Source organism: Nocardia sp. IFM 10818, from assembly GCF_054655275.1.
This window is the reverse complement of record NZ_BAAHJH010000001.1, coordinates 2,083,947-2,098,279: the sequence shown is the minus strand read 5'-3', so window position 1 is coordinate 2,098,279 and position 14,333 is coordinate 2,083,947. Positions and strand designations below refer to the sequence as shown.

The 14,333-nt window shown below is 71.1% G+C and carries 8 protein-coding genes; 4 read left to right on the top strand and 4 right to left on the bottom strand.

What is annotated here, in order from left to right; genetic code table 11:
- Positions 1-59 precede the first annotated feature (59 nt).
- Positions 60-1,604 carry a glycerol-3-phosphate dehydrogenase/oxidase gene (locus tag ACYQ5L_RS09370; protein WP_459956986.1) on the top strand — a complete coding sequence of 515 codons (1,545 nt, stop codon included), beginning with the start codon at positions 60-62 and terminating at the stop codon, positions 1,602-1,604.
- Positions 1,605-1,737: 133 nt separating this feature from the next.
- On the opposite strand, the gene ACYQ5L_RS09365 is transcribed toward ACYQ5L_RS09370, so the two are convergent.
- Positions 1,738-2,172, bottom strand: coding sequence for a hypothetical protein (locus ACYQ5L_RS09365; RefSeq protein WP_459956985.1), 435 nt, complete (start codon positions 2,170-2,172; stop codon positions 1,738-1,740).
- Positions 2,173-2,515: 343 nt separating this feature from the next.
- On the opposite strand from ACYQ5L_RS09365, the gene ACYQ5L_RS09360 reads away from it, so the two are divergent.
- Complete coding sequence (locus tag ACYQ5L_RS09360) at positions 2,516-5,635, top strand: FHA domain-containing protein (RefSeq protein ID WP_459956984.1); 3,120 nt, start codon at positions 2,516-2,518, stop codon at positions 5,633-5,635.
- Positions 5,636-5,705: 70 nt separating this feature from the next.
- Here the strand turns inward: ACYQ5L_RS09360 and ACYQ5L_RS09355 are convergent, their stop codons facing one another.
- Genes ACYQ5L_RS09355 through ACYQ5L_RS09345 form a run of 3 tightly spaced genes read right to left on the bottom strand, consistent with a single transcriptional unit; the run spans position 5,706 to position 10,971 of the window.
- The gene (locus tag ACYQ5L_RS09355) at positions 5,706-8,261 is read right to left on the bottom strand and encodes a serine/threonine-protein kinase (RefSeq protein WP_459956983.1); all 2,556 of its coding nucleotides are present in this window, start codon (positions 8,259-8,261) and stop codon (positions 5,706-5,708) included.
- Positions 8,258-9,475, bottom strand: a complete 1,218-nt coding sequence (locus tag ACYQ5L_RS09350; protein ID WP_459956982.1) for a hypothetical protein — start codon at positions 9,473-9,475, stop codon at positions 8,258-8,260. Before ACYQ5L_RS09350 ends, ACYQ5L_RS09355 begins: the two co-directional genes overlap by 4 nt.
- A gap of 38 nt (positions 9,476-9,513) precedes the next feature.
- Positions 9,514-10,971, bottom strand: a complete 1,458-nt coding sequence (locus tag ACYQ5L_RS09345; RefSeq protein WP_459956981.1) for a hypothetical protein — start codon at positions 10,969-10,971, stop codon at positions 9,514-9,516.
- 251 nt (positions 10,972-11,222) lie between these two features.
- Between ACYQ5L_RS09345 and ACYQ5L_RS09340 the strand changes: the two genes are divergently transcribed.
- Positions 11,223-13,523 carry an FdhF/YdeP family oxidoreductase gene (locus ACYQ5L_RS09340; RefSeq protein ID WP_459956980.1) on the top strand — a complete coding sequence of 767 codons (2,301 nt, stop codon included), beginning with the start codon at positions 11,223-11,225 and terminating at the stop codon, positions 13,521-13,523.
- A complete protein-coding gene (gene fdhD, locus ACYQ5L_RS09335) occupies positions 13,520-14,332 on the top strand; it encodes a formate dehydrogenase accessory sulfurtransferase FdhD (RefSeq protein WP_459956979.1) in 813 nt (270 codons plus the stop codon). Before ACYQ5L_RS09340 ends, fdhD begins: the two co-directional genes overlap by 4 nt.
- Position 14,333: the final 1 nt, after the last annotated feature.

Below are 14,333 nucleotides of genomic sequence, written 5' to 3'. Positions count from 1 at the left end.
TCGCGGGCATCTCCATCCACGCCGTATCCGCACCGAAATCCGCATCGAAAGGTCCCGCTATGACCGGCAATTCGGCCCAGGCCAGTTCGGCGCTCAATGCCGCCCGGCGGCACCGCGAGCTGCAGGCGCTCGGCGATGGCGGGACCATCGACCTGCTGGTCATCGGCGGCGGCATCACCGGCGCCGGCGTGGCCCTGGACGCCGCCGCGCGCGGGCTGCGCACCGTGCTGGTGGAGAAGCAGGATCTGGCCTTCGGGACCAGCCGGTGGAGTTCCAAGCTGGTGCACGGCGGGCTGCGGTATCTGGCCAGCGGCGGGGTGGGGATCGCGCACGAGAGCGCGGTGGAACGCGACATCCTGCTGACCCGCACCGCGCCGCACCTGACCCGGGCCCTGCCGCAGGTGGTGCCGCTGCTGCCGAATATCGGGGCGGCACAGAAGGCGCTGGTGCGCATCGGCTTCGCGGCCGGTGACGTGCTGCGGCGCACGGCGGGAACCTCGGCCGCGGTGCTGCCGCGGTCACGACGGATCGCGGCGGCCGAGGCGCTGCGGTTCGCGCCGACGGTGAAGCGGGCGGGATTGCGCGGCGGGCTCATCGCCTGGGACGGGCAGCTGGTGGACGACGCCCGGCTGGTCGTGGCCATCGCGCGCACGGCGGCGCTGGAAGGGGCGTCCATCCTCACCCGGGTCGAGGCGACCGAGGTCAGCGGGACCGCGGCGACGCTGCGGGATCGGCTGACCGGCGAAACCCTCACCGTCACCGCCCGTTCCGTGGTCAATGCCACCGGCGTCTGGGCCGATCAGGTCGATCCGAGCATCGAACTGCGCCCCTCGCGCGGCACCCACCTGGTGTTCGACGCCGCCGCGTTCGGCGGCCTGTCGGCCTCGCTGACCGTACCGATTCCCGGCAGCACCAGCCGTTTCGTCTTCGCTTTCCCGGCCGCGCACAATCGCGTCTACCTGGGCCTGACCGATGAGGAAGCCCCCGGCCCGGTGCCGGACGTGCCGCACGCCACCGAATCCGAGATCGACTTCCTGCTCGACACCGTCAATACGGTGCTGCGGGAACCCCTGACCCGCAAAGACATTCGCGGCACCTTCGCCGGCCTGCGCCCCCTGTTGCGCACCGGCGGCGACAGCACCGCCGACATCTCCCGCGAGCACGCCATTCTCACCTCCCCCAGCGGCGTGATCACGGTGGTCGGCGGCAAACTCACCACCTACCGCAAAATGGCCGAGGACGCCGTAGACGCCGCGGTCACCCACGCCGCCCTGCCCGCCGCCCCCTGCCGAACCCGCGACCTCCCGCTGGTCGGCGCCGTCTCGGGCGCCTTCCGCGACGGCATCGCCGCCCCCACCCGCCTGGTCGAACGCTACGGCAGCGAGGCCGCCGCCGTCCTCGAACTCACCCGTCGCCACCCGTTCATGGCCGCCCCCGTGGCCCCCGATCTCGACGTGATCGGCGCCGAATTCGCCTTCGCCACCACCCACGAAGGCGCCCTCGACAGCGCCGACATCCTCGACCGCCGCACCCGCCTCGGCCTGGTAGCCGCCGACCGCGCCGCCGCCGCCCCCGCCGCCGAAGCCGCCTTCGAACCGGCCTGAAGCACACACGGCCGCTCGACCCGAGTCGGCCGGAATCCGCCGGACCGGTGCGGATCCTGGCGGCGAAGACGCCGGGGATGACGGGTTGCCAACGCCCGGGATGGCGGCGGCACCTGCGCGGAGCCGTGAGCGGTCAGCCGCCGAAGACGTTGCAGCCGGAGCCGGCGTTGACGCCCTGGCCTACGTGGACGTCCACGTAGGGGAAGACGTCCTCGCCGGGGCCGCTGTGCTGGACGACCTGGAGGCGGTGGGCGCCCTGGGTCTGGGGTGACCAGCGCACCTCGGCGATGCGGCCGGAGGGGCGCGCCCAGGCGAAGGGAATTCCATTGTCGTAGAACACGACCGGGGTTGTCGGGTCGTCCACGTAACCGTTCACCATGTAGGTGCAGCCGGTGCCGTAGTTGGTGGCGGATCCGAAGCTGATGCCCGGATCCACGCCGACCTGGGTGGCCGTGGCGCCGGCCGGTGCGCACAGCAGGACGGCGGAGGCGGCGAGAGTGGTGGTCGCGGCGGTCAAGAGCACGCCGCGGGGAGTGGCGGCGCGCCGGTTCCTGTCGATCGTGCCCATAGATTCGGTTCCTCATCGGTTTGCCGGAGCCCGGTGCACCGGCACGATCTCTCGATCCTCGCGTTCGCGCCGCCGCCGCGCGGCATATTGGTCAAGTTGGCGAAACGTGTCGCACCGAACGGCCGCGGCCTGCGCCGCGTATGTCCCGGGTAGCGCACCGGCCGCGATGCCGGATGCATTCCGAGCACGACCGGGGCATATTCGGTGGGGTGATCGGATGCTCGCCGCCGCGGAGCGGCGGCCGGTCGATACCGGTCACTATGTTCGGCAGCCGCTGCCGGGGGCGGGCTGTGGGACTTATGCTGACTGCGATGTTGTGAGCGCCCGGCTGAGGAGGCGCGGAATGGGGCGGATTCCTACCACGGTGGGGTTGGCGCGCGGGGACGGGCTGGTCGCGCGATTCGGCAATGTGGTGATCTTCCTGGCCGGTGAAAGTCCTTCCACCGAAAGGGTTCTCGGCGCGGCGGAAACCGCCTCCAGCGCCGGCGACCCGGGCGTGGCCATTGCCCAGCGCCTGGCCGCCACCGTCTTCACCAGCGGTTCCGCCCACCCGCCCGCCTTCGGCGTGGTGGCCCCCACCTCCGGCGGCATCCTGATCCTGCTCCGCGGCCCGGTCCGCGCCATAGTCGACGGCCCCGAAGGCACCCGCCACCTATCCGGCGTCCGCGCCATGACCTGGGCCGACGAAATCCTCCGAGATCCGGTGCGCCGCCTCACGATCGCCGCCGACGCCCGCACCACCTCCGAAATCCCGCACACCGACCTCCGCGCCGGCGTAGCCGCCGCCGGCGGCTTCATCCTGCACGCCCCGCCCACCGGCGTCACCCCCCACTCCCGCACCACCAGCAGCGCCCTCCCCAAACCCACACCCCCGCCCACAGACCCCGCAGTCTCCACCCCCGACCAGACCCGCCGCGCCCCCCTCCCCACCCCCTCCCACACCCGCTTCGCCGCCGGCGAAACCCCCGCCCGCCACACCCCACCCACCTCCGCCGCCCCCGAATCCCCACCCGAACCCCCCGTCACCCGCCCCCAAACCCGCGCCCCCGAACCACTTGCGCCCCAACCGAAAACGGCCCCGAGCACCGCGCCCGCCGCCCGCCCGCAGACCACAGCCGAGCCCCCGTCCGCCCGCCCAAAAACCCCACCGGCCGGTTGGTCAGCTGCCCCACCAGAACCCCCGGCGGCAGGTCCTGCATCAGGCCGCCCGGTGACTCCGGCAGCCGGATGGCCGGCCACCGGTCCGGAAACCATCGCAGCCGGACCAGGAGCATCCGCCCACTCGAAACCCAGTACCGCCGCTCCAGCGGCGTCCCGCCGCGCAACCTCCCCCGAGCCGGCGGAGACACAGGCCACGACCGCCGCCGACGCAAAAGCCTTGGAGTCCACAACCGCCCAGCCATTCGCTCACCGCGATCCGTCATCCGGCGACCGCCCGATCGCCGGATCGGCCGCGGGCGGGCGGGGCGGCGAGCCGGCTGCCCGTTCGAGGACCGGTGCCGCCGGTTCCGCGAAGGCCCCCAGCGCAGCATCCCCCGAACCGGCGGAAACACAGGCCATGACCGCCGCCGACCAGAAAAACTACGGGAGCCCCGCCGCCTCGCCATCCGTCCACCGCGATCCACCGTCCGGCGGCCACCCGATCGCCGGATCGGCAGCGGGTCACAAGGCAGCCTCATCGAGTGAACAGGCCGCCGCCCGGGGTGCGGCCGCCGTGGCGCGGGGTGGCGAGTCGGCCGCCCGTTCAGGGACCGGCGCTGCCGTGGAGGCGGGCCGCCGGGCTTCGTCCGATGTGCCGGTCGAGACGCAGGCCATGACAGCGGCGGACGCCCAGGCATTGGAGGCGGGGGCCGCGTCGCCACCCGCACGGCGCATTCCATGGTCCGCGGGCGATCCGGTCGCCTCCCCGGCCGGGAGTTCGTCCGCCGAACCGGACGTCACCCGGGTTGCTGCGACCGAGGATCCGGCGGACCAGCACAAGGCTGTCCGCCCGCAGGACCCGCAGGCCGAGGTGCCGACCGTCACCCGCGGGCCCGGGCAGCAGCCGCCGACAGCGCCCGCACCGAAATCCGACCCGCAGGCGGTCGTGCCCACGATCGACCGCGCGACCGGTGCGCCGAAGGATCGAGCGGCGCCGGTCTTGTCGGATCCGCCGCCCTACCCGGCGCTCGGCAACCGGTCGGGGAAACCTCCGCGCGAGGCCACCACCGAGACGCGGATGCCCGGGCCGGTGCCGAGTTGGCCGGGCGAGCATGCTCTGCAGCGTCGAAACTCCCCTGCCGCACGGGATTCCGAGCCGGGCAGCCCACACCGGGATATCGGCCGGGGCCCGGATCCAGTGAGCACGCGTGCGACCGAACCGGCGGCGGGAAGGCCGCGCGGCGGTGTACTGGGTGAGGGCTGGGGCGAGCCGCACCCGGCCGGCGGGTCGGGGCCGGGAAGCGGTATGAGCGCAGGCCATGGCGCTGCCGAGGCAGGTAGTGCACGCGGGGACATCGGTCGAGCTCAGGATTCGCAGGGTTCCCGCGCGAACGCGCCCGCGGCGGGAGGGCACGGCGGCAAGGTGTCGGGTGGGGGTCGTGGCGAGTCGGAGGCGGCCGGATCGCCGGAGGCCGGGCCGCGAAGCAGCATGAGTGCAGATAGTGGCGCTTCCGAGCCAAGTAGTGCACGCGGGGAGGTCGGTCCGGCTCGAGATCCGCTGGATATGGGCGCGACCGAACCGGCGGCGGGAAGGCCGCGCGGCAATGTCTCGAGTGGAGTTCTTGGCAAGTCGGAGGCGGCCGGAGCGCCGGAGGCCAGGCCGCAGGGCGGCGCGCATGCGGGCGGAGGGCTTTCCGATTCGGATGCGGCCCGGGCGCAGGCGACCACGCGGATGGACAATGCGGAGCCGGCTGTGCCCGGGGCGGATGCGCCGCATTCCTTCGGATGGCGGCCGAAATTCTCGAAATCCAATGCGGGTGAAGGCAAGCCCGGCGGGCGCGAGGGCAGGCCGGATCCGGAATCGCAGCCGCCGACGGCCGAGTTCGATGCGGAGGCGGCGGCGTTCGAGGATGTGGCTTCGGGGCAGCAGGCCGCGGATGGGCGGCCGGGAGCCGCGCAGACTGTGATGCCGGGGGCGTTGACCACGTCGGATGGGTCGGTGTACCCGCTGGATCGACCGTATGTGGTGGGGCGGGATCCGATGATCGATGAGGGGGTACGGCGGGCGCAGGCGGCACCGATCGTGATTCCGCGGAATCGGCATGTGTCGCGGGTGCACGCGTATGTGTACGTCGAGGGCGGGGTGGTGTTCGTGCGGGATGCGGCGACTCCGGGCGGGACGTTCGTGGCGGCTCCGGGAGCGGCGGACTGGATTCGGGTGGGGCAGCGGCCGATCGAGTTGAAGCCCGGGTGGAGCGTGCGCATCGGCCAGCGCATCCTCACGTACCGGGCAGACCCGGGTAGGCGATATTTGGACGGGTGATCACCGGGAACTGGTGGCGGCATTTCGCGAGTAGCGGCCGCCACCAGTTCCCGGTCGATGATGTTTCGGATCAGGTGCGCACGCGGTCGCGGTGCAGGCGGACGTAGCGGTAGCGTTTGCCGATGCGGCGGCAGCCGGTGGCGAAGGTCAGGCCGGCGGCGGCGCCCAGTGCGGCGCAGGCGATTACGGCCGTGACGGTCGGTTCGTGACCGAGCAGGATCCAGGAGGCGCCGACGGCCACCACGCCCAGCAGGGCCGCGCTGATGGTCAGGCCGATGGTGGCGGCGAAGCGGGCGCTGCCGCGGCGGAGGGCGCGGGCATTGGATTCGGTGTAGGCGGTGGCGAAGAGCAGGAGCAGGGCCAGGGCGATGGCGGTGACCGTGGTGGTGGCGCGCTGGGTGGTGCGGAGATCGAATTCGTAGGTGGCGGTGGTGGTTCCGCCACGGGCGAGGGTCAGTTCTCCGGTGAGGTCGCCGGCCAGGACGTACTGGTTCACCGGGGCGGGTAGTTCGGCGGTGGCGGGATTGCCGGGCTGCAAGGGCGTGGCCGCGCCGCCGAGGCCCGCGCCCAGCACATTCAGGCCGAGTTTCGCCGAATCGGCGTCGGCGCCGGTGATCTCGATCGGCACCGGCTCGGACAGATCGAGATCGATTGCGCTCACCGCCGGATCGACGCCCGCGATGCGAACCACGCCGGCGGGCGGCGTATTCGGCTCCGCCGCGGCGCCCACGCCGAGCACGGCCGCTCCGCCCGCGACCACCGTGAGCACCGCCGCGGCCAGGAACGGCAGGCGCGGCGACGGCAGGGTGACCACCCGCTGGATCGGCACCAGATCACCGCGATCGACATCGACCAGTCGAACACCGTTGTGCTGCAAGGGTTGCAATGGTCGCACGCGCACGCCCGGTGCGGCGCGGAAACCCGCCCCCTGCTGCCCGCGAGCACCGGCGAAGGGATCCGAAACGCGATAACCACCCGGAGGAGTGCCCGGCGGCACCCGGTATCCGCCCGGGGCCCCCGGGCGGCCGGACGGTCCATTCGGCCTGTCCCCGCCGAGGGGCGCTGCGGGTCGCAGGTAGTCCGGGCGGGCGGGCTGGGGTCGCATCGTCGTCCCCTGATGCGCCGCTGGTTGATTCGGGCGCGCGGAACCCGATCGCCGCTCGGCCTCCCGGGCAGGATAGGGCGCGGCCGGGTTGGGTCCCGATGCCGGTGCGCGGCCCGCTACAGGTGGCGACGGCAGGTTCGGATCGGATGCGGTGCCCGGTACCGGGTTTCGGTTCGGATCGGGCGCGGCACCGGGCGGCGGAGTCAGGTTGGGACCGGTCGAGGCGCCCGGTGGCGGGGTCGGGGTCGCACCGGGCGTGGCGCTCGGTGGCGGAGTCCGGGTCGATCCGGACGCGGTGCCCGGTGGCGGGGTCGGGGTCGATCCGGACGCGGTGCCCGGAGGCGGAGTCCGGGTCGCACCGGACGCGGTGCCCGGAGGCGGAGTCAGGGTCGATCCGGACGCGGCGACCTGTGGCTGGGTGTGGGCTGGACCGTATGCCGGGCCCGGTGCCGGGGTCAGGTTCGGGTCCGATGCGTCGGCGGGGTGGGCGATCGAGGATGGGGCGGTGGTGCCGTAGGGGTCGGGCAGCGGGCGCGGGGTGTGGGGTGGGCGCGGCATCGGCCTGGGGGTCATGACCGAGCGGGTGGCGCCCGTGGCGGCGGCGACAATGGTGTCCGCGCCGATCACCGGGATGCCGATGGGCGTGAGCCAGTGCGCGCCCCAGCAGGAGACGGCGGGTTCGCCGAGGGCGATGCCGAAGGATTCGGCGGATTCGTAACGGTTGGCCGGATCGGAGGCGAGGCCGTGCATGACGACGTCGGCAATGGGTTCGGGAACGGTGGGCGCGACCTCGCCGAGTGGCACGGGTTCGCCGTAGGCGTGCGCGAACAGCACCGCGAGGGCATCGGCGCCGGGCGGGAAGGGCAGCGTGCCGGAGAGCAGCTGGTAGAGCATGGTCGCCAGCGCGTAGACGTCCGTGGAGGGCGAAAGCTGCTGGCCGCGAACCTGTTCCGGGGCGATGTAGGACGGGGTGCCGATGATCTCGCCGGCCCGGGTCACCAGCGTCTCGTCACCGCCGACGATCTTGGCGATGCCGAAGTCGGTGAGCTTGAGCGTCCCATTGGCCGCGAACATGAGGTTCGACGGCTTCACATCGCGATGCAGGACGCCGTGCCGGTGCGCCGCGTCCAGCCCGGCCGCACAGGACAAGGCCACCGCGACCGCCGCCATGGCCTCGAATCCCGCTGTGATGAAACGGTTCTCGACCGTCCCGCCGGGCAGGTACTCCAGGACCAGCAGGCACAGATCCTCGTGCTCGATGTAGTCGTACACCGGCACCACATGCGGGTGGTCGAGGGCGGCCATTACCCGCGCCTCGTCCACGAAGCGCCGCCGCACCTGCATATCGTCGGCGAACTGCGGCGGAATCTGCTTGATGGCGACCCGGCGGTGCAGCCCGCGATGCGTGCCGGCCAGCACCACCCCGCATCCGCCGCGCCCGACCTGCCCGTCGATGTCGTATCCGGGCAGCGCGGCGCGCACCCGCCCGATATCGGCGCTGTTGAGATCCTTCACGCTCATCCGACCGCGCCTCCGGGCCGGAGCCGGTGCGTCCCGCCGGGCCCGGTGCGAATGGTCGGCTCCTCCGCCGGATCACCGGTTGGCCTGTGCGCCTGCGGATCCCGCCCGATGGTCACATCGTCGGGGCCACCGACGGCCGGGCCGAGAACCTTCGAGGCCGGACGGCCGCCCGGATAGGGCGGCGGTCCGCCGCCAGGCGCCGCAGCCGGACCGGATCCGCCACCATACTCCGCAGCCGGACCGGGGCCGCTGCCGTGCGCCGCAGCCGGACCGGATCCGCCACCATGCGCCGTGGCCGGATCGGGTGCACCTGCCGGATAGCCGGGGCCGAGCTTGCGCGTCGCGCCCAGATCGGGCGCGCCGCCGACCGGATACCCGTGCGCACCCATATTGAGGGCGACGGTGAGGTCGTCCGCCCCGCCCGCCGGATAGCCTTGGGCGTCGAGTTCGCGGGCGACCGCGAGCTCTTCGGCGTCCAGGCCGAGGTCGTCCTCGTCGCGCGGGGTGGGCGAGAGGTAACCGGCCAGGAAGAACACCGTGGCGGTGACGCCGGCGAGGGCGAGCCACAGCCCGGTTCCGGGCACCCACCAGCGGACGACCGAGGCGGTGAAGCCGACCATGAGCCCGATCCCGATACCGGGCGCCAGCAGGCGCAGCCCCCGCTGCCAGCGGTTGGCGGCGAGCCGGTGTCGCGCCACGGTCAGGGCGGCGTCGGTGATGGCCAGGGCGGTGAGCACGGCCAGGATGATCCCGAACAGCCCGTACACCGACACGAGTGAACCGCGCACGTCGATGACGGTGCCCACGCTGGTGATCGGATCCCCGCTAGCGCCGATGAGCGTCAGATCGGAGCCGATCAGCCCGGTGGCCTGTCCGCCCAGACCGGCCGGATCGAGCCGATAGGTGAGCTTCTCGGTCTTGCCCGCGGCGACGGTCAATTCGACCGAGGTCGAGTAGGAGAAGAAGTTCAGCCCGAGCACATGCCCGGCGAGGTCCACCCGCCGGATGGTCACCGGGCTCGCGGACCCATTGGTGATCTCCACCGTGACCTCGGTGACCTTGGCGGGATCCAGCCGCACCGGGTTCTGCGCATTCGCTCCGGCAATGGCGCGGCCGTCCATGGTGGCGGTCGCGCTCACCGAGCCCTCGGCCGCGGCGGGACCGGATCCGAACAGCGTTGCCGCACCGAACAAGCCGAGCGCGGCGAGGATCACGAGGACTGCATTCCGGAGCGGGCGAAGGTGGCGGCTGATCATCGGGGCCTCCGGGCGGGCAGGTGGGATACCAGGCGGTGGCCGTAGAACCAGCCGCCGATGAGCACGAAGAACAGCAGCACCGTCGCGGTCGCCGCGCCGCCGCCGACCCGGCTGACGAGGACGACATCCAGGTCCGCGGCGAGTTTCACACCGCATTCGGCGGTCACCTTGTGATGCCCGATCTCGGTGGACCCGGTCGGCAGCGTCGCGCCGAAGACGCCGTCGGAGCCGGCGCGGGTGTCGGCGACCTTGGCGTCGCCGATCGAAAGTCGCACCTGCGCACCGGGATCACAGCCGCGGCCGGTCGCGGTGACCTCGGTTCCCGGTGTCGCGGCGGGCGGATCGAGCTCGAGACCGGTTGTCACCGCGGGATTCGGGAAGACGTCGTTGCTGCCCGGATTCGGGGGCTCCCCCTCGGGCCGGCCGGTATCCGGATCCGGTTGCGCCGGTTGGACGCCGGGATTCGTGATGTCCCCCGGGTTTCCGGAACCTGGATTCGTTCCGGGATTCGTGCCCGGATTCGTCCCGGGATTCGTTCCACCGTCGGTGCACTGCCCGTTCGCAGGCTTCACGCTGCCGTCCGGGCACTTTTCCGGCGCGACCGGGCACTGCCCGCCCGAGGGCTTGTCACTCCCGTCCGGGCACTTCTCCGGAACCGTCGGGCACTGCCCGTTCGCGGGCTTCACGCTGCCGTCCGAGCAGTACTCGATCGGCTTGGGGCACTGACCATTCGACGGCTTCACACTGCCATCGGAGCAGTACTCGATCGGCTTGGGGCACTCACCGTTCGACGGCTTCACACTCCCATCCGGGCAGTACTCGATCGGCTTCGGACACTGCCCGTGTGACGGCTTCAGGCTTCCGTCCCAGCAGTACTCGGGTGTGGTTCCGCCGCAGGACGGCTGGCCCCAGTCACCGCATTGCGGCGTCGAGCCATTGCCCCCGCCATTGCCCTCCGGGATCTGTTCCTCCGGGGTCCCGCAGGAGGTTCCGCACGGCTGCTGCTGGGGTTGCTGGCCGGGGCCGTCCGAGGTGCCGGAGCCGTCCGGGTACGGGTTCGAATCACAGCCGCCGCCACTGCAGTCCCCGCCGGTGGTTCCGGGAGAGGTGCCGCCGTCCTGGGTTCCACCGTCATAGGTTCCGCCGCCGGTATCGGGTTGCACCGGGACCGGGGTGAGCGGGGCACTGGTCGCGACCGGTGAAACCCCCTTGGCGGGCGGCAGATTCGCCGGTAGCTCGGCGTGCGCCGGCTCATCGGGACTGGTGAACGCTAGCGCCGGTAGGGTGCTCGCGGTGTACGCCGCACCGAGGGCCGCGGGCGCCGCCAGGGCGAGCAGGGCGGCGAGGAGCGCGAAAATCCTGGCGGTGCGGTTCGAATACCGCTCGCCGCGTATCGGTTTCGCCTGCCGGTGGGAAGTCCCGGCACGCCGACCGTATCGTGCACGTGTCATCATCCGGCGTGACCTCGCTCGTTCGATGGTAAGGCCGGGAACCCCCGCTGCGGAGACTTCTCACCCAGCCTTTACCTGCTGGACGCCAACCGCATTGGCCCCCCGGGCCGATGGGGCGACTGTGCGAAACCGTCGCCTCGTATATCGCGCGCGCGGGGCGCGATGTTCATGCGTTCGAGAAAAGCCGAACGCCGCGGAATACCATCCAGGGGACCGACTGAGACAGACTCGCCACCGAGAGGACAATGGTCGTCATGCACCGTGCCGCGCCGAAAGCCGATATCGATGAGTCAGCCCTGACGGTCTCCGCCCCGAAGACCGAGGCCGCGGGCGTCAAGGCGGTCACCGTGGCCCTGGAGCGGGCAGTGGAGGAGATGGGCGTGGTGCGCACCGCGCGCACGCTGGCCCGGGTCAATCAGCGGCACGGTTTCGACTGCCCGGGCTGCGCCTGGCCGGAACCGACCGGTATGCGCAGGCCCGCCGAGTTCTGCGAGAACGGCGCGAAGGCCGTCGCCGAGGAAGCCACGCTGCGCACGGTCACGCCGGAGTTCTTCGCCGCGCACTCCCTCGACGAGCTGGCCGGGAAGTCCGGATACTGGCTCGGCCAGCAGGGCCGCATCACCCATCCGATGGTGCTGCGCCCCGGCGCGGACCACTACTCCCCCATCGACTGGGCCGACGCCTACCGCCTCATCGCCGACACCCTGCGCGGGCTGAGCACTCCCGACGAGGCCGTCTTCTACACCTCCGGCCGCACCGCCAACGAGACGGCGTTCCTCTACCAGCTGCTGGTGCGCTCCTTCGGCACCAATAATCTGCCGGACTGCTCGAATATGTGCCACGAGTCCTCCGGCACCGCGCTGATCGGCTCCATCGGCATCGGCAAGGGTTCGGTGACGATCGACGATTTCAAGAAGGCGGATCTGATCATCGTGGCCGGGCAGAATCCGGGCACCAACCATCCGCGCATGCTGTCCGCGCTGGGCGAGGCAAAGGCGCACGGCGCCAAGGTGATCGCGGTGAACCCGCTGCCGGAGACCGGGCTGATCGGGTTCAAGGACCCGCAGACGGTCAAGGGTTTCACCGGCGGCATCACCATTGCCGACGACTTCCTGCAGATCCGCCTCGGCGGCGATATGGCGCTGTTCCAGGGCCTGGCCAAGCTGCTGTTCGAGGCCGAGGACCGCAACCCCGGCACGGTCGTCGACCGCGTCTTCGTCGACGCGCACACCGCCGGCTTCGACGAGTACGAAAAGCACATGCGCGCAGTCGATCTCGGCGTGGTCGAGGCGGCGACCGGTCTGACCCGCGAGGAGCTGGACCGCACCGCCCGTCTGCTCGCCGAATCGAACAGCATCATCATCTGCTGGGCCATGGGTCTCACCCAGCAGCTGCACGGCGTGGCCACCATCGAGGAGGCCACCAATCTGCTGCTCCTGCGCGGCATGATCGGCAAACCCGGCGCGGGCGTGTGCCCGGTGCGCGGCCACTCCAATGTGCAGGGCGACCGCACCATGGGCATCTGGGAGAAGATGCCGGAGACCTTCCTGGCGGCGCTGGACGACGAGTTCGGCATCACGAGTCCGCGCGAACACGGCTGGGACACCGTGAATGCCATTCGCGCCATGCGTGACGGCCGCGCCAAGGTCTTCGTCGGCATGGGCGGCAATTTCGCCGCCGCCACCCCCGATACCGAGGTGACCGAGGCGGCGCTGCGCCGTTGCGAGCTCACCGTGCACGTCTCCACCAAGCTCAATCGCAGCCATGTGGTGCACGGCCGGACCGCGCTCATCCTGCCGACTCTGGGCCGCACCGACGAGGACGTGCAGGACGGTGTGCGCCAACAGGTTTCGGTCGAGGACTCGATGTCGATGGTGCATCTGTCGACCGGGCGGCTGAAGCCGGTCAGCGAGCATCTGCGCAGCGAGGTCGCCATTGTGTGCGAGCTGGCGGGCGAGCTCTTCGGTCCCGGCCATCCGGTGCCCTGGGCGGATTTCCGGCGTGACTACGACAAGATCCGCGACGCCATCGCCAATGTGGTTCCCGGCTGCGCCGGATACAACGACAAGGTGCGCGGGCGCAATGGCTTCGAACTGCCGCACCCGCCCCGTGACGCCCGTGAATTCCGCACTGCCAGTGGGAAGGCCAACTTCGCGGTCAACGAGCTGCACTGGCTGCCGGTTCCGGAGGGCCGGCTCATTCTGCAGACCCTGCGCAGCCACGATCAGTACAACACCACCATCTACGGCCTCGACGACCGTTACCGCGGCATACACAACGGCCGCCGTGTGGTGCTGGTCCATCCGGAGGACATCGCCGCGCTCGGTTTGGTGGAAGATGAACTGGTGGATCTGATCTCGGAGTGGACCGATGGGGTCGAGCGCCGGGTGACGGGTTTTCGTGTGGTCGCCTACTCCACCCCGCGCGGCAATGCGGCGGCGTACTATCCGGAGACCAATCCCTTGGTGCCGCTGGATCATGTTGCGCTGCGGTCGAATACGCCGGTCTCCAAGGCGGTCACCATTCGCATGGAACGGCACGTCCACACCGCATGAGCAGAGTCACCGCCCGCCGCCCCACCCTGCGCATCTCCTCCACGGGAACGGTGCGCCGGCCCGATACCCTGGCCGTCGAGGAACCCCTGGAGATCCGCACGCGCGGGGAATCCCTGGCCGTCACCATGCGTACGCCTGGTGCGGATATCGACTTGATCCACGGCTTCCTCTTCAGCGAGGGCATCATCACCGCCGCCGAGGATATTGTGACCGCGCGGTATTGCGCCGGTACCGATGAGAACGGCCAGAACACCTACAACGTGCTCGACGTCCAGCTCCGCGACCCGGTTGCGATCACTCCGCGCAACTTTCTGACCAACAGCTCCTGCGGTCTGTGCGGTAAGACTGCTCTCGACGAGGTCCGTACGCGCACTCGCTACCCGCTGCCGGCGAGCGTGCCGCTTCTCGAGGTCGATACGCTCGCCAAGCTTCCCGACGAACTCCGTTCCCGCCAGCAGGTTTTCGATGTCACGGGCGGGCTGCATGCGGCCGGGTTGTTCACTGTCGACGGTATTGCGTTGGCCGTTCGTGAGGATGTCGGTCGTCATAATGCCGTCGACAAGGTCATCGGGTGGGCACTGCGCGAGGGACGGCTGCCTGCGCATGATGTCGTCCTGATGGTCAGTGGGCGGGCGTCTTTCGAGCTGGTTCAGAAGGCGGTTATGGCGGGGATACCGGTGCTCGGGGCGGTGTCCGCGCCGAGTTCGCTGGCGGTGGACCTGGCGGCTGATTCGGGGCTCACGCTGGTTGGGTTTCTTCGGGGGGCGAGCATGAATGTGTATAGCTCGCCGGAGCGGCTGGGGCTGTGAT

Coding starts and splice junctions, on each gene's coding strand:
- fdhD (WP_459956979.1), top strand. CDS start 13,520: ATGAGCAGAGTCACCGCCCGCCGCCCCACCCTGCGCATCTCCTCCACG.
- ACYQ5L_RS09360 (WP_459956984.1), top strand. CDS start 2,516: ATGGGGCGGATTCCTACCACGGTGGGGTTGGCGCGCGGGGACGGGCTG.
- ACYQ5L_RS09370 (WP_459956986.1), top strand. CDS start 60: ATGACCGGCAATTCGGCCCAGGCCAGTTCGGCGCTCAATGCCGCCCGG.
- ACYQ5L_RS09345 (WP_459956981.1), bottom strand. CDS start 10,971: ATGATGACACGTGCACGATACGGTCGGCGTGCCGGGACTTCCCACCGG.
- ACYQ5L_RS09340 (WP_459956980.1), top strand. CDS start 11,223: ATGCACCGTGCCGCGCCGAAAGCCGATATCGATGAGTCAGCCCTGACG.
- ACYQ5L_RS09365 (WP_459956985.1), bottom strand. CDS start 2,172: ATGGGCACGATCGACAGGAACCGGCGCGCCGCCACTCCCCGCGGCGTG.
- ACYQ5L_RS09355 (WP_459956983.1), bottom strand. CDS start 8,261: ATGAGCGTGAAGGATCTCAACAGCGCCGATATCGGGCGGGTGCGCGCC.